Source organism: Aquirufa rosea (assembly GCF_004118285.1).
GTDB lineage: Bacteria > Bacteroidota > Bacteroidia > Cytophagales > Spirosomataceae > Aquirufa > Aquirufa rosea.
The window spans coordinates 663,637-684,347 of the sequence record NZ_SDHY01000001.1 but is presented as its reverse complement, the minus strand read 5'-3'; the positions used below and the strand labels follow the sequence as shown (position 1 = coordinate 684,347).

General features: G+C 40.0%; 10 protein-coding genes and 1 tRNA gene. 4 read left to right on the top strand and 7 right to left on the bottom strand.

The window, feature by feature from the left end; all coding sequences use genetic code 11:
- Positions 1-62: 62 nt before the first annotated feature.
- Positions 63-4,595, top strand: a complete 4,533-nt coding sequence (locus tag ESB04_RS03010; RefSeq protein WP_129026104.1) for a T9SS type B sorting domain-containing protein — start codon at positions 63-65, stop codon at positions 4,593-4,595.
- Positions 4,596-4,935: 340 nt separating this feature from the next.
- Positions 4,936-9,012: a T9SS type B sorting domain-containing protein gene (locus ESB04_RS03005; protein ID WP_164969575.1), complete on the top strand. Its 4,077-nt coding sequence runs from the start codon at positions 4,936-4,938 to the stop codon at positions 9,010-9,012.
- A 192-nt stretch (positions 9,013-9,204) separates the two neighbouring features.
- Here the strand turns inward: ESB04_RS03005 and ESB04_RS03000 are convergent, their stop codons facing one another.
- From ESB04_RS03000 to ESB04_RS02990, 3 genes are all read right to left on the bottom strand, one after another.
- Positions 9,205-10,044, bottom strand: a complete 840-nt coding sequence (locus ESB04_RS03000) for a metallophosphoesterase family protein (RefSeq protein WP_129026100.1) — start codon at positions 10,042-10,044, stop codon at positions 9,205-9,207.
- Between the two features lie 110 nt (positions 10,045-10,154).
- The gene (locus ESB04_RS02995; RefSeq protein WP_129026099.1) at positions 10,155-11,762 is read right to left on the bottom strand and encodes a DUF5060 domain-containing protein; all 1,608 of its coding nucleotides are present in this window, start codon (positions 11,760-11,762) and stop codon (positions 10,155-10,157) included.
- 508 nt (positions 11,763-12,270) lie between these two features.
- Positions 12,271-12,342 (bottom strand) — tRNA-Arg (locus tag ESB04_RS02990).
- A 154-nt stretch (positions 12,343-12,496) separates the two neighbouring features.
- On the opposite strand from ESB04_RS02990, the gene ESB04_RS02985 reads away from it, so the two are divergent.
- Positions 12,497-14,869: a heavy metal translocating P-type ATPase gene (locus ESB04_RS02985; protein ID WP_129026097.1), complete on the top strand. Its 2,373-nt coding sequence runs from the start codon at positions 12,497-12,499 to the stop codon at positions 14,867-14,869.
- A gap of 174 nt (positions 14,870-15,043) precedes the next feature.
- Here the strand turns inward: ESB04_RS02985 and hflX are convergent, their stop codons facing one another.
- From hflX to atpA, 4 genes are read right to left on the bottom strand one after another with little or no spacing between them, the layout of a single operon-like run.
- Complete coding sequence (gene hflX, locus ESB04_RS02980; protein ID WP_129026095.1) at positions 15,044-16,315, bottom strand: GTPase HflX; 1,272 nt, start codon at positions 16,313-16,315, stop codon at positions 15,044-15,046.
- 60 nt (positions 16,316-16,375) lie between these two features.
- A complete protein-coding gene (locus ESB04_RS02975) occupies positions 16,376-17,200 on the bottom strand; it encodes a DUF2911 domain-containing protein (protein WP_129026093.1) in 825 nt (274 codons plus the stop codon).
- A 5-nt stretch (positions 17,201-17,205) separates the two neighbouring features.
- Positions 17,206-18,087 (bottom strand): ATP synthase F1 subunit gamma, encoded by an 882-nt coding sequence (gene atpG, locus ESB04_RS02970; protein WP_129026091.1) that lies wholly within the window; start codon positions 18,085-18,087, stop codon positions 17,206-17,208.
- A 15-nt stretch (positions 18,088-18,102) separates the two neighbouring features.
- Positions 18,103-19,683: a F0F1 ATP synthase subunit alpha gene (gene atpA / locus ESB04_RS02965; protein ID WP_129026089.1), complete on the bottom strand. Its 1,581-nt coding sequence runs from the start codon at positions 19,681-19,683 to the stop codon at positions 18,103-18,105.
- A gap of 239 nt (positions 19,684-19,922) precedes the next feature.
- Here atpA and ESB04_RS02960 point away from each other — a divergent pair, with 239 nt between their 5' ends.
- On the top strand, positions 19,923-20,702 hold the full coding sequence (locus ESB04_RS02960) for an FKBP-type peptidyl-prolyl cis-trans isomerase (protein WP_129026087.1): 780 nt from the start codon (positions 19,923-19,925) through the stop codon (positions 20,700-20,702).
- Positions 20,703-20,711 lie beyond the last annotated feature (9 nt).

The window sequence follows — 20,711 nt, the reverse complement described above, 5'->3', positions numbered from 1 at the left end:
AGATTTTAACCACTAATAGACAAACTAGACACCTCTGGGTGTAGAGTTTGGCATATAATACGATGTGTTCTAAACTTTCTCCTGAGAAGGAAAGCGTACGCTTTCACTTATTTAATGGGCTATTTTATCAAGCCCTGCTCGTCTTAGTTTTAATGCTCTTGTTTGAACCATGTTGTGTTCAGGCCAAGAAGTTTGATTCATCCATTGAACTAAAAAAAGATTTATCTGCCTTTTCAAACATTCCTCATGAGCTAAATGACCATAGGAAAGTGAGGTCTGTGGGAACAGCCACCCGAATTAAAATTGTGGGAGATACGACCCAAGTTGCAGGAACGACCCAGACCATCACTTTGCTGGCATTGGACGATAATGGAAATGTGGATATTTCCTTTAATCAAAGTTTGAATTTGATTTTTATGGGTGCAGAAGCAAACATTTTGATTGATTCCTCAGAATATGTGTCTAATTCCACTATTTATAATTATACGTTTAAACCCAAGGTTTCAGGAAATGAATTTGGTGTTTTTTTCTTTACTGATCAATTTGAAAATGGCAAACTTGATTTGAACTTGCAACTATTTAAAAGTGGTCTAAATTATATATATGTGGAAGAATTAGGAAATTCTTTGCAATGTCTTGGTACTGACAGATTACTGGTTAATGTTAAATCGGATACATACAGACAAATTTATTTGCAAGGTGATATTATTCAATTCAATAGAATTCCTTTTCAAGGGAAATATACTGCAACTGTTTATGATTCATATTTTAATGTGATAAAAGATTTTAATGCAAAATATATGCCTGTTAGTTTTAGTTTAAACGGATTAAATGGAACATTGGTATTTACTGGCAATAGAAACGTACTGAATGATTCAACAGATTTTGTTAACGGGGTGGCAGATTTATGTAAATTAGGCTTAACATATTCAGGTAAAGTAGTAAGTACTGGCGCAACTTATCTAACTTCAAGCTTTAATAGTAGCACTATATTTACTGGAAGAATATATATATACGGAGGTAAAGCTGAAAAAATCCAAATAACTAGCAATAATTCATCATCAATTTCAAGAGTTTCAAATTCAAATTTTCCTATTAAACTTAGTGTTGAAGATGTTGACAAGAATCCAGCAGCATTTTCTTTAAATGGGACATGGCAAAGTGCTACTAGAAAAGTCGTGTTTAAAGCCAATGCCAGGCAGGCAATTACAGGTCAGTTACCCAAAATTGTCTTAAGAAATATAGGAGATCAAGTCCAATGTAATATTTCCTTGTATGGAGATATTAATACCTTTGGTCAAGGTAACTTATTTTACTTTCCTGAAACCTTCCGTATTGGTGCCACCATGGAGCTTGCCGATGGTTCCTTTATATCCACCGATTCTTCCAGCGCTTATGAACTTCAGGTGACTATCACCCCAGGGGCGGTGAGTAGTTTTGAATTGAAGTTACAAAGCCCCCAAACCAGTGGAGTCCCATTTACTGGTACTAATACCCTAACGGCTTACGATGCTTTTAAAAATGTAGTGACGAATTATAATGCCTCAGTGAATAGTAATAACATCAATATGAGCATCAGCAATTTAACTGGAACAAGTTCTTTTTCAAATGGAAGGACCGTTTTGAACAGAAGTACAGATTTTGTGAATGGAGTAGCCAATTTAACTTCGCTGGGTATACAATTTTTGGGCAATGAGGGTTCGGGTACTTTTACTTTTAGTAAACAAACTGGAAATATTTCAGTTAGCGCTTCCATGGTTATTTTGTCTGGTGACCGTGATGGAGATGGATTGAATGATACTTACGAACGTGGAGGGAATCCATTGTCTTTGCAAGATATCGATAGTGATGGAGATGGTATTCCTGATTATTTGGATACAGATTCTGATAAAGATGGTATTTCCGATAAAATGGAGCTGGGGAATGATGCGGATGGAGACGGTATTCACAATTATCTAGATACAGATTCAGATAATGACGGGATATCTGATTTAGTGGAGAAAAATATAGATACGGATGGAGATGGTATTGCCAATTACCAAGATTTAGATTCAGATAATGATGGAATCTTGGATGCAATTGAAGGAGAGGGTGATTTGGATGGAGATGGAATTCCAAATTACATCGACAGCGATAGTGATGGAGATGGAATTCAGGACGTGTGGGAAGTTACGGATCGAATTAGAGGAACCTTAGATGATAATTGGGATGGTAAATTAGACAAAAATGGACTATTTCCAGACGCCAATGGAAATGGTTTAGCCGATTTTCTTGAAACTGGTTTTGGAGGCAAGGCTGCCCCAAGGACGGATACGGATGGTGATGGTGTTCCGGATTACTTGGATCTTGATTCGGATGGTGATTCCATTATGGATCAAATGGAACGGACCTCGGACCCGGATGGTGATGGCATTCCTAATTACCGTGATTTGGATTCAGATGGGGATTGGTTAGGAGATAGTGATGAGCGAGATGGTGATAATGACCTAGATGGCAAACCTAATTACTTAGATGATGATTCTGACCAGGATGGTATTCCAGATGCTTGGGAAGGAAAAAATAAATGTGCTACTTGCCAATTTTTGCAAGATGAAAAAGGCGATGGTTGGGATGACCGAGGGCAATACCGAGTAGTAATAGACACGGATGGTGATGGTCAGGCTGACTACCTCGATGGAGACTCAGATAATGATACGATTCCCGATAGTGTTGAGTTAGGCGCAGATCGAGATGGAGATGAAAAGCCCAATTTCCGGGATCTGGACTCTGATGATGATGGATTGCCGGATGAAAGAGAAGTAGGCGCTGATGTATTTATTCCTAGGGACACAGATGCAGATGGAATAGCGGATTTTGAGGATGCCGATTCAGATAATGATGGATTATTAGATCAAATTGAAATCGGTTCCAATCCACTTCAACCAAAAGATTTTGATCAAGATGGTATACCTGATTACATCGATTCGGATGCCGATGGAGATGGTATTTTGGATATTTATGAAGTGGGTAAAAATCCAATTCTCCCCTTGGATTCTGATTTTGATGGCAGTCCAGATTACTTGGATTTGGATTCAGATAATGATGGAATAAAGGATGCAATAGAAAAAGGAATGGGAATTATTCCTGTGGATAGCGATGGGGACGGAAGACCTGATTTTATCGATTTGGACTCAGATTCCGATGGGATCCCAGATCAAAAAGAAGCGGGTAAAAATACTTCAATACCCGTAGATACTGATGGGGATGGCATTGCTAATTACCTAGATCTTGACTCAGATGATGATGGTCGAGTGGATAGTTTGGAAGCTGGTTATGATCCCAACTACCCATGGGACGCGGATGGAGATGGTTTATTTGATTTTGAAGACATAGATTCAGATAATGACCTGATTTTAGACAAAATTGAATTTGGACTGAATCCTTCTATTCCATTGGATACGGATTCAGATGGTTTTTATGATTATATAGATCGGGATTCCGATAATGATGGTATTCCTGATAAGGTTGAAGTGGGTTCAAATTCAATTTTACCAAGGGACACAGATCAAGATGGCCTACCTGATTATAGAGATGTTGATTCGGATGGAGATTTGATATCGGACGCTATTGAAGCTGGGCCAGATCCCATTCATCCTACGGATACCGACAGTGATGGAATTTTCAATTATTTGGATGTGGATTCAGATAATGATGGATATAGCGATTTTCAAGAGCGAGGTAAGGGTTTAATTCCCATTGATTTTGACCTGGATGGCTTAGCAGATTACATAGACATGGATTCTGATAATGACAGAATTTCAGATAAAATAGAGACTCAACCACTTAATCAAGCGAAAGCAACTGATACGGACCAAGATGGTATGCCAGATTATCAAGATTTGGATGCTGACAATGATACGATTTTAGATTCCATCGAATTAGGACCTAATGTCAATCAACCCGTAGATACAGATCAAGATGGAATACCAGATTTTAGGGATCTGGATGCTGATGGAGATGGAATACTAGATGAAATGGAAGTGGGCCCTAATCCGATTCAACCCATAGATTCAGATAAAGATGGAAAACCTGATTACCAGGACATAGATTCAGATAATAACGGAATAAATGATCGAGATGAGGTGGGGTCTGATCCTTTAAACCCATTAGACACGGATGGAGATGGAATATATAATTTTCAAGATTCCGATGATGATGGAGACGGGCTATCGGATAAGTTAGAAAATGATGTTAATTACGGTGGTTTAGCGGATTGCGATCAGGATGGCATTCCTAATCAATTAGATAAAGATATTTGTGATACTTATTTGACAAATGGCTTTTCACCTAATGGCGATGGTATTAATGATACATTTGTTATCCCTGGCATTTTGAGCTTACCAAACCATCACTTAACTATTTTTAATCGCTGGGGAGGCATCGTTTATGAGACTGATAATTACCAAAATGATTGGGATGGTACCAATAAGTCCTTATCAAGTCTGATGGTTCAAGATGGGCGTGTTGTAGATGGGATCTATTTCTATATTATTAATTTTGTCGACGGTAGGCCCAGTATTTCTTCCTATTTGTTTGTTAATCGCCTAAGTAAATAGTACAATCGGGTTAGTAGAAAGTCATGTTATTGTACTTTCTAGATTGAATGAGTGCAGAAAGTCGGACTAGATACAGTCCGACTTTTTTGTTGGAATTAATAGGGTTATCCTACTAAATTTTTGTCAATTTATATTTGAGAACAAAGAAATACTGGGCTTACATATTTTTTTGCTTGATTTTTTGTAATTAGAGGTAAAATTCCTTGTGTTTGACAATTCCCTTTGGATGGATTGTTATTTAAAATTATAAACTGTTTCCTTGTTCATGTGTTCTAAAGCTTTTGTAAGCTCAGGCCAAGTGTGCGCTTTGTGCTCGAATTGGGCCCATTCCAAACGAAGCATGCTCCTTCTTGTAGCTACTCTCGTTTTTTTTCAAACATTTCTATCATGGAGTCTGATAGCAGGTCCTGCTGTTAAATTTAGAATAACTGGAACTTCAACTCAAGTAGCTGGAAGTACTCAAACCATTACCATTGAGGCCCTGGATTTATCCAGCACAGTTGATAACACCTATCAAGGGAATAAATCTCTTGTTTTCATTGGGGCCAATAATTCTACCTCTGGGAGTAAGCCCACCATCAATAGTAATGACGTTGGAGTATCATCCACCGTTAATTTCACCAATGGTGTAGCAACAGTCAGTATGGTTTTATACAAAGCTGAGGAGGCTAAAATCAGCGCGGCAGATGGAACCATTACCACCAGTGATGCAGATAAACTCACGGTAACGGTCAGTCCTACTACCTTTGAATACATTGACCTTGAACTTTCAAATACGCTGCAATATGCGGGAAAAAATTTTACAGGTACGTTTTTATTAAGAGCTAAAGACCGTTATCAAAACCTCATTCCGACTTTCAACGCGGCAGTCAATCCCATTGATGTGAGAGGAACCAATAATTATACGGTAGGTTCATTTGTTTTGGGTTATGGAGGCAGTAGAATTAATCGATCCACCGATTTTGTGAATGGGGTTGCTGACTTAGAGGCCTTGGGGATAAAATATACCGGAAGTGTGGGAAACAGTAGTGGATCTATCTTGTTTCAATCAGGGTCTATAATCAATGACAAATTTATCACTTTGAGAGGGGGAGATGCTTCAAAATTTAAGATAACCTCCGTGAGTACCAATCTGACAGCAGGAGTTGCCAATACCATAACGATCACTGCATTGGATCAATATGGAAATGAATCCTACACTTTTGGTGGAACAAAATCCTTGGTATTTTCAGGAGCTAGTGCCTCTCCAGATGGTACTATTTCAACCGTTGCTTCCACTAATTTTGGATCCAATACACTCATAACCTTTAATTCATCAGGTATTGCCACTGCCTCCATGAGGTTATATAAAGCAGGATCTTCTACGATCTCCGTGACCAACGGTACCATTAGTTCAACGGGAACGGATAATCTTACTGTTAACGTAGCAGCAGCTGCCTTAAGTAAATTTGGGGTTAGTATTCAAAGTCCCCAACAGTCGGAAAAGGCTTTTACTGGGACCAATACCGTGAGCGCTCAAGACCAGTATGGTAATGTAGTTTCTTCATTTAATGCCTCTACGGATAATGTCACTGCCACCACCACCTTGCCAGGTACCATTTCGGGATTACCGGGTGTGAACAAGCTGACTTTGGCCAGTAATTTCGTCAATGGAGTCGCTAATTTGACCAGTTTAGGGATGATTTATACGGGTCAAGAGGGTTCAGGTACATTTACATTTACTTCAAATACCGGTAAAACAGGTACTAGCCAGCTTGTGGAAACTTCCTCTACGGATGAAGATGGAGATGGTATTCCCAATTCCATGGAATGTTACGGTACTTCATCCTCGGCAGGAACATGTGAGGATTTTGATGGGGATGGGAAATTGAATTCAAAAGATACCGACTCAGATGGAGATGGTATAGATGATTCCATCGAAAGAAATATAGATACCGATGGTGACAGACATGCCAACTATTTGGATTTAGATTCAGATAATGATGGCATACTTGATGCGATGGAAGGAGTTCAGGATAGTGATGGAGATGGAGTTCCCAACTATTTGGATTTGGATGCTGATGGAGATGGCATATTAGATGCTTGGGAAGGAACAGATACTAACCGTGGAAATGTAGATGACAATTATGACGGCAAAATAGATGTGAAAGGGGTATTGACCGATAATAATGGGAATGGACTAGCTGATATATTGGAGACATCGATGGGAGGAAAACCTTTGCCAGTGCCAGATACAGATCGAGATGGAAAAAGAGATTATATTGATTTAGATTCAGACAATGATGGTATTTTAGATCAGGTAGAAGGTACAGTAGATACTGATAAGGATACCTATCCCAATTACCGAGATTTGGATGCTGATGGAGATTGGCTGGGAGATCAAGATGAACGAAATGTGGATAATGATGGGGATGGGATACCCAATTATCTGGATGCTGATTCAGACGGAGATACCATTCCTGATTCCTGGGAAGGGAAAAATAAATGTGCGACTTGTCTTTCATTAAAAGATGATTTTCTGGATGGTTGGGATGACCGGGGACAGTTTATGGTGGTCATAGATGCGGATAAAGATGGCACTTCAGATTTCTTAGATTTGGATTCTGACAATGATTCTATTCCTGATTCGGTGGAATTGGGGGCTGATGTAGATGGGGATGAAATCGCCAACTTTAGGGATATAGATTCCGATAATGATGGGATTTTGGACAATATTGAGGCAATTAATTATACGAATCCGATCGATAGTGATGGGGATGGAAAGGCTGATTTTGAGGACATGGATTCGGACAATGATGGAATTGGAGACAAGATTGAGGCAGGTGCTAATCCATTAAAACCCGTAGATAGCAACGGCGATGGTAAACCAGATTACTTGGATATTGACAGTGATGGAGATGGGATTTCTGATGCCATTGAAGTAGGCAAAGACTTGAATAATCCTTTGGATAGCGATGGTGATGGAATCATGGATTTTAGGGATGTGGACGCCGATAACGATACTATTTTGGATAAAATTGAGGTAGGAGCTAATGTGAACAAACCCGTAGATTCTGATGCTGATGGAGTTCCTGATTATTTGGATTTAGACTCTGACAATGATACCATATTAGACCGAATAGAAGCAGGTCCAGATCCATCTCTTCCAGTGGATACAGATTTGGATGCGAAAAGAGATTATGTGGACATGGACTCGGATGATGACTCGATTCCCGATCAAGTGGAGGTAGGAGCTAATCCTTTGATCCCCTTGGATACAGATGGAGACATGAAGGCAAATTTTCGTGATAGTGATTCAGATAATGATGGTATTTTGGACAAGATAGAAGCGGGTATAAATCCTTCAAAACCAATGGATAGTGATTTGGATGCTAAACCAGATTATTTGGATTTGGACTCAGACGATGATACCATCGGTGATTTGATAGAGGCGGGCTTAAATCCATTTAAACCATTGGACTCAGACAATGATACTAAGCCAGATTATATCGACATAGATTCCGATAATGATGGATTATTAGATGCGCTGGAAGTAGGAAATAATCCTTTCTCGCCCATTGATTCTGACCGTGATGGATTTCCTAATTACAGAGACGAGGACTCAGATAATGATGGTATATTGGACAGATTGGAGGCGGGTTCTAATTTTTCTAAACCTGTGGATACAGATAAAGATGGCTTACCAGATTACATGGATATAGATTCAGATAATGATGGTATGCCAGACCGCCTTGAGGCAGGAGCTGATTATAGTCGACCGGTTGATACAGATAAAGATCAAATTCCAGATTATAGGGACTTAGATTCAGACAATGATTTAATTCCAGATAAGATTGAGGCGGGGCCAGATTCTAGCAAGCCTCTGGATTCTGACCGTGATGGGCTGTATGATTACCAAGATTTGGATTCGGATAATAACAGCATAGCAGATCGAGATGAATTTGGAAATGACCCTAATAATCCAGTGGACACCGATAAAAATGGTGCACCTGATTACCGGGATTTGGATAATGATGGAGATGGAATCAGTGATGTATTTGAGTTGGATATTAATTATGGAGGCTTGCCTGATTGTGATCAGGATGGAATTAGTAATATGAATGACAAAGATGTCTGCGAGCCATTTGCTCCACAGGGTATTTCGCCTAATGGGGATGGGAAAAATGATAAGTTGATTATTCCAGGTTTATACAGTATGCCCAAGCATCATATTACGATCTTTAACCGAATCGGAGCCATTATTTTTGAATCGGATAATTATAAAAATGATTGGGGAGGAGAATTTAATTTTGTTAGTGGACAGCCTAGTAATGGCGAGATCGTTCCTGATGGAGTATATTATTATGTTATCGATTTTGCTGGAGTAAAGCCCGCCATTCAGTCGTTTATATATATCAATAGAATGAAGCTCAATTGATTTCAATGAAAAGGGAGCTAATGAAGCTCCCCTTTTTGTTCTATATGGATTATCAATTTCTTGGACAACATAAGTGAAATCTCATTCGTTAAACGGCTGATTAAACCTGCTTCCGCAACGCTGTCAGGGTTTCAAACCCTAACAGCGTTAGGAGTTAGTTTCTCGCATCAAAAAAAGGTTTAATCCTGGCGTTTAAAAGCTTAATTCCTCCATTTTAACTTCGGGATTCATCATATAAGTGATCAGGGTGCCGTCATTCAACAACTCACCTACCCGGTATCCTTTATAAGATGTTCCCCAGCTACCACCAATATGTGAATCAAATAAAAATGGGGTATTGTTCATCATTTTAACACCATCCTGATCATGCTCATGGCCGTGAAATGCTGCCTTCACATTGGGGTATTTCTTCAGTAATTCAAAAAATTCCGGGTGGTCTATGCCATGTTTGGTCCATTTAGCTTGGGGTATGTGTAGGAACAACAGTATTTGTTTTTTCTTTTTATTGGCCTCCAACTGTTCTTTAAGCCAGGTTAAATCTGGGCATAAATATTTGCCCTGCTCATTAGAAGTGTCTCCCAGTAAAATACCGACATTTTTATGTGCTACCTGATGATTTAGGGGAGTGCCCCATACTTCTTTCCAAAAAGCTTCATTGACTAAATCATGATTTCCGCGGGTGACGTAATAGGGCATTTTTAATCCATCTATTTTTTGTTTGGCAACAGGCATCCAAGACTTATCGTCATGGACGATATCACCATTCATGACACAAAAGTCCAATGGGTTTTCAGCATGAAATAGGTTTATTTGAGCAATGGCTTTATCTAGCATTGCCTCAAAGGGCGTATTGGGCTGACCATAGTGAATATCGGAGGCTACGATAAAACGTAATTTTACTTTCTTCCGAAAGGCTTCTACTTCAATAGGATCAAGGGCTTTAACTTCGCCAGATAAAAGGAAAATGGAGGCGAAAGATACTTGTTGAATAAAATTCCTTCGACTAAGGGCAAGCTGTTCTTTTTTCGACATACAGGTTTAGATTGATGACTCAATTTATCTTTTTTTGTCCAAAATCAAATCTTTGACCGTAAATCTTAACTTATTTTTAATAGAACATGACTGAGTTAATTTTACTTCTTTCAGCGGATTTCCCTAATTCTTAATGCCAAATAGGGCTTTTCTGGTAATCTGATTTTTTTATAGCCTTTGTCGTAAAAGCGATAATCATTTTCTTTTCCTGTTTCAAAAATTTCAGGTAGCGTTTGAATGGTCATGCCATAAGTGTCTATGATATCTACCTTGAAACGAGTTCCTGTAGTCAATTTGCCAAAGGCACCATTGTTAATCGGCAAATTAAACGTCCAAAATTCTTGAATTTGTTTACCAAAATAGACTAAATATTGTCCTTTCCCACTCGAGGATGTAACATTATCTCGCGATACATCGGACAAACTCAAGGGGCCAGCTCCGTCTTCCAAGATTTGCCTAAGAAAGCCCACTCTTTTCCAACTTTCACCTTTAAAGCGTCCACCTTTTGCCCAAAATATTGTGTCTCGGTGGTCCTCGAACATATAGGATTCTCCATGAGTCACATAAGCACCCCCCATGATTCCATTCCAAATCAAGTGCGTCAAGGTTTCAGGACTGTAGCGACCCCAGCGTGATTTCAGATTGCCTTCATAGCCAACTTCGTCCAGTATGACAGGTTTATGATAGACATTGCGTAGCATAGCTGCAGCATTTGGACTTTGAGCAGGAGATTCATCTTGAACACTTACATGGGTAAAGGCAGGTTTCCAATAATCATAGTAAGTAGCCGTGGATCCATGGATAGAACATAAATGTCGATAGGGGTCAGATTTTATAAGCGTTGCAGTTAATTCATCCCAATCATCCACTGTTTTAGATTTGACATAATCCCATTCATTGGCCATAGACCACCAAACATTTCTAAAGGAAGAAATGCGTGCAAGCAAGTATTTGATATATTTATTATTGATCTCTTGGGGCATGGCATCGAATCCCCATCTGCCTTTGTCATAAGGATGAAACAATATCAAATCCGCTTCCATTCCGATCTTTTGTAAAGCTTCTATATGTGTTTCTAATTGTTGAAAAAACTTAGGGTTAAATTGGCTATAATCCCATACTGGAATCATGTTTCCTTTGTCATCTCTTTTATTTTCTTTTAGGACAAAGGGGAAATGTTCTGGTTCTTCCTTGACTAAATCATAGTTTTTAGGAAAGACACACATCCTGATTTTATTGAATCCTGAGTTTTTCAAGGAATTCAACGTTAACGATTGCAAGGCCTCCCCCATATGGTTCCAAGCATAGGCAGTTGTACCCAAAGGATAGTAATTTTTACCATCGGAATAGCTAAAATGAAGCCCATTTGTTTTAACTGGCCCATGATTTTGAGCAGATGGAGTCACACATTCTAGCGTTCCAGTCTTTTTGGAAAGTCCTGGCACATTACTTATGGTAGTGTATTTCCATGTTCCTAATCGGGTAGGCATGAACCGAAGCTTGAAGGTTTGATTACCATCAAAAAAACCAGGTATGATTAAGGTTGTATCTGAATGGATAAATATGGCCTTAAACTCTACATCTTGATATCCATTTCCTTTAAATGATGTATTCCAAACAAATTCCACACGATTCCAGCGTTCTACTTTCTCTTGGGCCTTTAGTCCAAATGAAAGACTTATTAGAAAGCTAATACCCAAAAGAAGTAATTTTTTCATCAACTGGATTGGACTTTTATTACATTTATAAATTACAATTTAATAATTTATAATTTATAATCACTCAATGGCCCCAGCGGGAATCGAGTCGCCCGCGACCCCGGCCCATCAAACGTTTAGAAATTTAATTAAATGCAGAAGGTGGAATGGAAAACGTAGAATTAGGAAATGAATTTTTTAGCATTCACAATCCCGTAATTTACAATTTATAATTTATAAGTGGCCCCAGCGGGAATCGAGTCGCCCGAGACCCCGGCCCATCAAACGTTTAGAAATTTAATTAAATGCAGAAGGTGGAATGGAAAACGTAGAATTAGGAAATGAATTTTTTAGCATTGACATGCCATAATTTATTATTCCTTAGTGGCCCCAGCGGGAATCGAGTCGCCCGCGACCCCGGCCCATCAAACGTTTAGAAATTTAATTAAATGTAGAAGGTAGAATGGAAAACGTAGAATTAGGAAATGAATTTTTTAGCATTGACATGCCATAATTTATTATTCCTCAGTGGCCCCAGCGGGAATCGAACCCACATCTAACGTTTAGGAAACGTCTATTCTATCCGTTGAACTATGGCGCCAGAAAATATGCCTGCAAATTAATCAATTTAGAGCAAAATACTTGCTTATATTTGAATGCATCGTCGCTGTTTTTTGTTTAAAATTGGAAGTGCTATTGAAACCCTTGTGCCCGATTTTTAAATCGACATAGTAAATTCTTTATTCTACAAGAATATGAAACACACTTATCCTATAACCGGAATGACTTGCCAAGGTTGTCGCAGTCATGTGGAAAAAGCTCTCAATACCGTAACTGGAGCAAAGGCCATCGTCAGTTTAGAAAAGGCGGAGGCAACCATTGAAATGGATCATCACATTCCTTTAGAAGTATTTGAGCAAGCTTTACATGCAGGAGGAGGTAATTACCATATAGGTCAAAAGCCCGAGCCGATGCTGGCAAAGCTTAAACCAATGGCTATCCCGGGAGCATTATACTATTGCCCCATGCATTGTGAAGGTGACAAAACTTACGATAAACCTGGTGCTTGTCCCGTTTGTGGTATGGACCTAGTGGCCCAAGCAGGTAGCGCTGAGGAGGAAAATAGTTCTTATAATAAACTGCTGTTCAAGTTAAAAATAGCTATCTCTTTTACCTTGCCTATTTTCATCATTTCCATGACAGACATGATTCCTGGGAATCCATTATTTCAATGGGCTACCATGAACACATGGAATTGGGTGGAATTAATTCTGTCAATTCCAGTGGTATTTTATGCCACCTGGATGTTTTTTGAAAGAGCATGGCAATCTTTGTTGACCCGTCATTTTAATATGTTTACCCTCATTGGAATAGGTGCTGGTGCAGCTTGGCTATTTTCTGTTTTTGCCATCCTGTTTCCATCAATATTCCCTCAAGAATTTTATTCGCATCATGGTACCGTTTATGTGTATTTTGAGGCTGCCACGGTGATTTTAACTTTGGTACTGCTGGGACAAGTCTTGGAGGCTCGTGCCCACGGAAAGACCAATGCCGCCATTCGAGAATTATTGAAACTGGTGCCCAATGAGGCTACTCTTCTCATTCATGGACAAGAGAAATTAGTTCCCATCGAGCAGATTCAGAAAAATGATTTAATCCGAGTGAAGCCAGGAGATAAAATTCCAGTAGATGGACATATTTTGGAAGGCCATGCTGCCATCGATGAGTCGATGATTACCGGAGAACCTATTCCAGTCGACAAACAGTCTGGGGATTTAGTGAGGGCAGGGTCTATCAATGGAAATACCAGTTTTGTTTTACAAACGGACAAGGTAGGAGCTGAGACTTTGCTTTCTCAGATTATCGATTTGGTGCATCAAGCTAGCAGTTCCAAGGCTCCCATTCAAAAATTAGCCGATACCATTTCTTCCTATTTTGTACCGGCGGTAGTGCTTTCATCTGTATTAACTTTTATTGCCTGGGCCATTTTGGCTCCAGAGAATGCCTATATATTCGCCTTTGTCAATGCCATCGCTGTATTGATTATTGCTTGTCCATGTGCCTTGGGGCTAGCTACCCCCATGTCTGTCATGGTTGGGGTAGGCAAGGGTGCTCAAAACGGTATTTTGATTAAAAATGCGGAGGCTTTGGAAAAATTAGCCAAAGTACATGTGGTGATTATCGATAAAACGGGGACCGTAACAGAAGGGAAACCCTCCGTAGAAAAAATGCTGGTGGCTTCTGAGGAAATATTGGAGAAGGAAGTTTGGCAAAAAATCTTTTCATTAAATCAGTTGAGTGAACATCCCCTAGCCAAGGCCAGTGTGGTTTTTGCTAAAAAACTGGGAGTCGAAGCTAAGGCTGTGGAACAATTTGAGGCTTTATTGGGTAAAGGAGTTAAAGGGAGCATCGATGGAAAGACTTATGTCATTGGCAACCAGAAATTATTGGAAGAAAGAATGATTAATATTCCGGTTGAGCTTTTTCGTCAAGTTATTTCGGAGCAAAAACAAGGTAAAACGATTTCCTATTTTGCGGATGAAAAAGAGGCTCAAGTGGCCTTGGTGATTAGCGATAAGATCAAAGAATCAAGTCATCAGGCAATACGAGATTTGCAAGCGGAAGGACTGGAGGTCATCATGCTTACAGGGGATAATCAGGAAACAGCGGATGTGGTGGGTAAGCAATTGGGATTAAATGACTGGAAAGCGCAGATGTTGCCCCAATCTAAATTAGATGAAATAGTTCGCCTGCAGTCCGAAGGTAAAAAAGTAGCCATGGCAGGTGATGGCATTAATGATGCGCCTGCATTATCCCAAGCGGATATTGGGATAGCCATGGGTACAGGCACTGACGTGGCCATCGAGAGTGCAGAGATTACCTTAGTGAAAGGAGATTTAAGGGACATTGCCAAGGCCAGAAAACTCAGTCAAATGGTCATACGAAACATTAAAGAAAATTTATTCTTTGCCTTGGGCTATAACGTATTGGGCATTCCCATCGCAGCAGGAATTCTTTACCCATTCTTTGGCACGCTTTTATCTCCGATGCTCGCCGCACTAGCCATGAGCTTTAGTTCTGTTTCAGTGATTTCTAACTCCCTGAGGTTGAGAGGGAAGGGATTGTAATGGACAATGGGGAATGGGGAATTGTAAGTGGTGAATTGTAAATTGTAAATTATGAATTGTGAATGTCTTGTCCTGTTATCATTTGAGAGTTGGGGGCATAACTTCATGGCAAATTAATACCAACTACTGATCTAAGCCAGGACTTTACATTCCTATTTTTACATTCCCCGCAACCTACTCCGGCACATATTCATCACTATGTCCCAGCAAGTGATTATCGTTCATCCAGTTAGGAAATATTTGGTAATGCTTTTCTTTGATAAGCTGCATGACGGTATCCCGTAATTCGTTGAGGTTACTCTTTTGGGCTGCCGAAATGAAAACGGTTTTAGGCTGATTGGTTTGCCAATGGGTCTGCTTCAAGAATTGGGTTACTCGTTCCATTTTGCTCAGTTCGAATTCTCCATCCTCATTTAAAGCGGAGCCTTCAAAGAACACATCTTCCACTGGAAATAAATCAATTTTGTTGAATACAAGAATGGTCGGTTTATCACCAGCACCCATCTCATTTAAAATTCCTTGCACTACTTCAATTTGCTCTTCAAAATTGGGATGAGAAATATCCACTACGTGCAACAATATATCCGCTTCTCTCACTTCATCCAAGGTAGATTTGAAGGATTCAATCAATAGGGTAGGGAGTTTGCGGATAAAACCTACCGTGTCGGTCAACAGGAACGGAATTCCTTCCCAACTGACTTTACGCACAGTAGAATCTACCGTGGCGAATAATTTATTTTCTGCAAAAACATCTGCTTTGGCCAATTTCTGCATTAAAGTAGATTTACCTACGTTAGTGTAGCCAACCAATGATACTCGCACCAAACGATCACGGTGTTTTCTCTGCGTAAAGGTTTGTCGGTCGATGGCCTCTAATTTCTCCTTTAAAAATGCAATACGGTCATTGGCTATTCGTCGGTCAGTCTCTAATTCTTTCTCTCCAGGTCCACGCATACCCACACCACCTCGTTGTTTAGAAAGGTGAGACCACATTCTGGTCAAACGAGGAAGCATATATTGGTATTGGGCAAGTTCCACCTGCGTTTTGGCTTGTACCGTTTTGGCTCTTTGGGCAAAAATATTCAGGATTAACAAACTGCGATCCAATACCTTCATTTCCTTACCGCAAAGCTGTATTTCGTATTCGATATTCCTCACTTGAGAGGGTGTCAAATCATCATCAAAGATGATCATGTCCACATCTTTGTCAATGACATAGCGAATCACATCTTCCAATTTCCCTTTTCCCACATACGTGCGGTTATCAGGTTTAGGTAGGTTTTGTGTAAAACTATGTAAGGTTAACACTCCGGAGGTGGAGGCTAAAAATGCCAATTCTGCCAGATACTCAGCGGTTTGCTCTGCATTCTGCTTTTGCGTAGTCACGGCCACTAATACGGCAGTTTCTTGCTCTTTGGCGGTACTATATCCCTTTTCTTCTCCCATAATAAGCTAAAAAAAGCCTTTCCGTCAAAGAAAGGCTTTCTTCATTTAAGCGATTCTATTTTATAAGCTCTTAATTAATTTCTCATTAAGCGCTACATAATCATCATTTTTGGCGGCTTTTGCCAGTTCAATGGATTTCAAAGCAGTTGCTTTAGCTCCTACTTTATCACCCATTTTAGCCTGAATTTTGGCTTTAAGATGGAATACCCAAAAAGCTGTTGGGTTAGAAGCCGTTGCTTTTGTTGCCCATTCCAAAGCCTTATTTAAATCACGGCCCGTTTCAAAATAATACGAAGCAGATTCAAAATATGGCTTGGTATCAGCACTCATTACTTTTTCAATGGAAGCGGCAATCTTAGCATCAATTTCAGTTTCTACGGGAATAGAAACGCTTGTCTTTTCCCAAGAAATTTGAATGAACATCTTGTTAGGAGCTACCAATTCAAATTGGTAAGCTAAGGATTCTACAGGGTATTGTAAAGTGGCGGTTGGTACGCTGACCGTCACCACATTTTCTTCCGGATGATAATTAAATACACCGTCAGTCCCTTTGTTGAAGATAATTTCCCAAGATCTTTCCGAAGGAATAATCATCAATTGGTAAGCACCTGCCTTAAGCTCTTTACCCATGATTTTCACATCTTCTCCAAAAGTTACTTTGGTAGGAGCATTAGCTCCAGCACGCCATAATTTTCCGAATGGAACAATATCACCGAAAATTTTACGACCACGTAGAGCAGGACGAGAGTAAGTGATCTCTACCGAAGATAGAGAAAACTCCTGTTTGATGCTTTGCAATGGACTTGGCGTAGGCACTTTGAATGATTGCGCATGGGCAGTCATTCCAATAGCAGCTAAAAGCAAAATAATAAGTGTCTTTTTCATCTTATTTAAGCAGATAAAGCCTCAGCACCTCCCACAATCTCCAAGATTTCGTTGGTAATTGCGGCTTGACGTGAACGGTTGTATTCTAATTTCAATGCTTTCAATAATTCACCCGCATTATCCGTGGCTTTGTCCATGGCTGTCATACGAGCACCATGCTCAGAAGCATTGGACTCTAATAAAGCACGGAAAATAGATAGTTTGATAGCCTTTGGAATCAATTCATTGATGATTTCAGCCTCAGAAGGTTCAAACATATAATCTACTGCAGAGGCTTTGGAATCACTGGCACCACTGTCTTGCAAGGGTAATAACTGTTCCGTACGAATGATTTGAGTAGCCACATTTTTAAACTCATTAAAAATGATTTCTACCACATCATACTGCTTTTCAGCAAATCCATTCAATACTTCTTCTCCGATTTGACGAGCTTCCGTAAAGTTTAATTTAGTGAAGATATCTTGATGGTCAGCATTGATTTTATATCCTCTACGACCTAGATACTCTCCTCCTTTTTTGCCTAAAGTTAAAACCTCCACATGGCCAGCGCGATGTAAATCAGCATATTTCTCTTGAATTAGAGAGATAGCAGCCTTACCAATGTTGGCATTGAAAGCACCACATAAACCACGGTCCGAAGTCACCACTAAAATGAGTACATTTTTAATCTCACGAATCTCAGTGAATGGGTTTTCTTTCCCAGCATCCGTACGACCAGATACCGTAGCAATCATTTCAGATAGCTTTTTAGCATATGGTCGCATCTGTACAATGGCATCAGTCGCACGACGCAACTTAGCTGCCGAAACCATTTTCATGGCTTTGGTGATTTGCTGCGTCGAGTTAACCGAAACGATTCTATTTCTTACTTCTTTTAAGGAAGCCATACGATTCTAATTTATTTAAACTGCGTATTTAGCTGCTACTTCATTTCCAACTCGCTTCAAGGTAGCGGTTAGTGTATCATCAAACTTACCTGCTCCTAAAGCATCTAATGTTGCTTTTTCAGTGGCACGCAATACCTGAATGAAATCTTTTTCAAACTCACGAACTTTTTCTACTGGTATTTTATCCAAGTTACCAGTAGTAGCCAAGTAAATCATAGCTACTTGATCTTCCACACGCTGTGGAGAGAACTGAGGCTGCTTTAACATCTCTAAGTTACGACGACCACGGTCAATCGTTAATTTAGTAGAAGCATCCAAATCAGAACCAAACTTAGCGAAAGCTTCCAATTCACGGAACTGCGCTTGATCTAGTTTTAAAGTACCCGCTACTTTCTTCATCGACTTAATCTGAGCGTTACCACCCACACGTGATACGGAGATACCTACGTTGATCGCTGGACGAATACCTGCGTTGAATAAGTTCGACTCTAAGAAAATCTGACCGTCAGTAATGGAAATTACGTTGGTAGGGATATAAGCAGATACGTCACCCGCTTGTGTTTCAATGATCGGAAGAGCAGTTAAGCTACCGCCACCTTTTACCAAGTGCTTGATAGAATCTGGTAAGTCGTTCATCGACTGTGCAATCGCATCAGAAGCATTCACCTTAGCCGCACGCTCTAACAAACGAGAGTGAAGATAGAATACGTCTCCAGGATATGCTTCACGTCCTGGTGGGCGACGAAGCAATAAGGACACTTCGCGATAAGCTACGGCTTGCTTAGAAAGGTCATCATAAACAACCAAAGCAGCACGACCTGTATCACGGAAGAATTCACCGATGGCAGCACCCGTAAATGGAGCGTAGAACTGCATTGGAGCAGGATCAGCGGCAGAAGCCGACACAATCACTGTGTAATCCATAGCACCTGCTTTACGCAATGTTTGCTCTACTTGCTTAATAGTAGAAGCTTTCTGGCCGATGGCTACATAGATACAGAATACTGGCTCACCTTTATCGTAGAATTCTTTTTGATTAATAATGGTATCAATACAAACAGCTGTCTTACCTGTTTGACGGTCTCCAATTACCAACTCACGCTGACCACGTCCTACTGGAATCATGGCGTCTATCGCTTTAATACCTGTTTGTAATGGTTCAGTTACTGGCTGACGGAAAATTACTCCTGGAGCCTTACGCTCTAAAGGCATTTCATATAAATCTCCCGTAATAGGACCATTTCCGTCGATAGGCTCACCCAAGGTGTTCACTACACGACCTAAAATGCCATCACCCACTTTAACAGAAGCAATTAACTTGGTTCTCTTTACGGTATCGCCCTCTTTTACCAAAGTGGAATCACCTAATAATACGGCTCCCACATTGTCTTCTTCTAGGTTCAATGCCAAGGCTTTCAATCCGTTTTCAAATACGATCAACTCACCTGCTTGTACATTGGATAGCCCGTAGATACGAGCCACACCATCACCCACTTGGAGTACGGTACCTACTTCTTCTAGTTCTGCTTGGGTCTTAGCCTGAGATAATTGCTCCCTAAGGATGGCTGAAACTTCGTCTGGTCTTACTGATGCCATGTTAAAATGGAGTTTTCTGGGATGTTAAATACTTATTTTGAATAAAATTTTCGGGTGCAAAATTAGTTATGAAATTTCAATATTCCCATAACTATTGCAAAAAATGTATCAATTCATAAGACTTTTTTTAGATACTTACCGTTAGGTCAATGCTAAGTCCGTTAATTGATGTTAAAATAATTAAGAATTACCTTTTTTCTGTATCTTAGAGGCTTTGTTTGACTATATTAATAAATTCTATGAAATTTCCTTTGATTAAGATTTCCGCCATAATTTCTCTTTCAACCCTGTCCTTTGTTTCTGTAGCGCAAAACAAACCAGCCGCCAAAGCTCCTTCTTCGCCTAAGCCTGCTGTTTCTGCTAGCTCGAAAGCCAAAGCGGCTCCAGCCCAAACAGCTCATTTTGCCTCGACCATTGATTCTGTTTCTTATGCCGTGGGTGTGTTGGTAGCTCAAAATTTTAAGTCTCAAAATGTTGCTTTAAATCCTGCTACCGTCGCCAAAGGTTTTGCTGCTGCTACGCAAGGTACAGCCTTAAGCCTAAGCGAGCAGGATTGCCAGCGAATCGTGAATAATTTCATGATGCGCAATCAGGAAAAACAAATGGCAGAAAGTGCCAAGCAATTTTTGCCAAACAAAGAAGCCGGAGAAAAGTTCTTGGCTGAGAATAAGAAGAAGCCAGGAGTCCAAGTAACTGCCAGTGGTTTGCAATACGAAATTGTTAAGGTAGGAGATGGTCCCAAACCAACCGCCTCTGACAAAGTAAAGACGCATTATCATGGAACTCTTATTGACGGTACCGTGTTTGATTCTTCGGTGGATCGTGGTGAGGCTATTTCTTTTCCAGTTTCAGGAGTAATTCCTGGCTGGGTAGAAGCTTTGCAAATGATGCCAGTGGGTTCCAAATGGAAACTTTACATTCCTCAGGAATTGGCTTACGGAATTCGTGGGGGTGGAGCCACCATCAAGCCTTATTCGGCTTTAATATTTGAAGTAGAACTGATTGCGATCGAAAAATAACCTTATGTA

Coding starts and splice junctions, on each gene's coding strand:
- ESB04_RS03010 (WP_129026104.1), top strand. CDS start 63: ATGTGTTCTAAACTTTCTCCTGAGAAGGAAAGCGTACGCTTTCACTTA.
- ESB04_RS03005 (WP_164969575.1), top strand. CDS start 4,936: ATGCTCCTTCTTGTAGCTACTCTCGTTTTTTTTCAAACATTTCTATCA.
- ESB04_RS03000 (WP_129026100.1), bottom strand. CDS start 10,044: ATGTCGAAAAAAGAACAGCTTGCCCTTAGTCGAAGGAATTTTATTCAA.
- ESB04_RS02995 (WP_129026099.1), bottom strand. CDS start 11,762: ATGAAAAAATTACTTCTTTTGGGTATTAGCTTTCTAATAAGTCTTTCA.
- ESB04_RS02985 (WP_129026097.1), top strand. CDS start 12,497: ATGAAACACACTTATCCTATAACCGGAATGACTTGCCAAGGTTGTCGC.
- hflX (WP_129026095.1), bottom strand. CDS start 16,315: ATGGGAGAAGAAAAGGGATATAGTACCGCCAAAGAGCAAGAAACTGCC.
- ESB04_RS02975 (WP_129026093.1), bottom strand. CDS start 17,200: ATGAAAAAGACACTTATTATTTTGCTTTTAGCTGCTATTGGAATGACT.
- atpG (WP_129026091.1), bottom strand. CDS start 18,087: ATGGCTTCCTTAAAAGAAGTAAGAAATAGAATCGTTTCGGTTAACTCG.
- atpA (WP_129026089.1), bottom strand. CDS start 19,683: ATGGCATCAGTAAGACCAGACGAAGTTTCAGCCATCCTTAGGGAGCAA.
- ESB04_RS02960 (WP_129026087.1), top strand. CDS start 19,923: ATGAAATTTCCTTTGATTAAGATTTCCGCCATAATTTCTCTTTCAACC.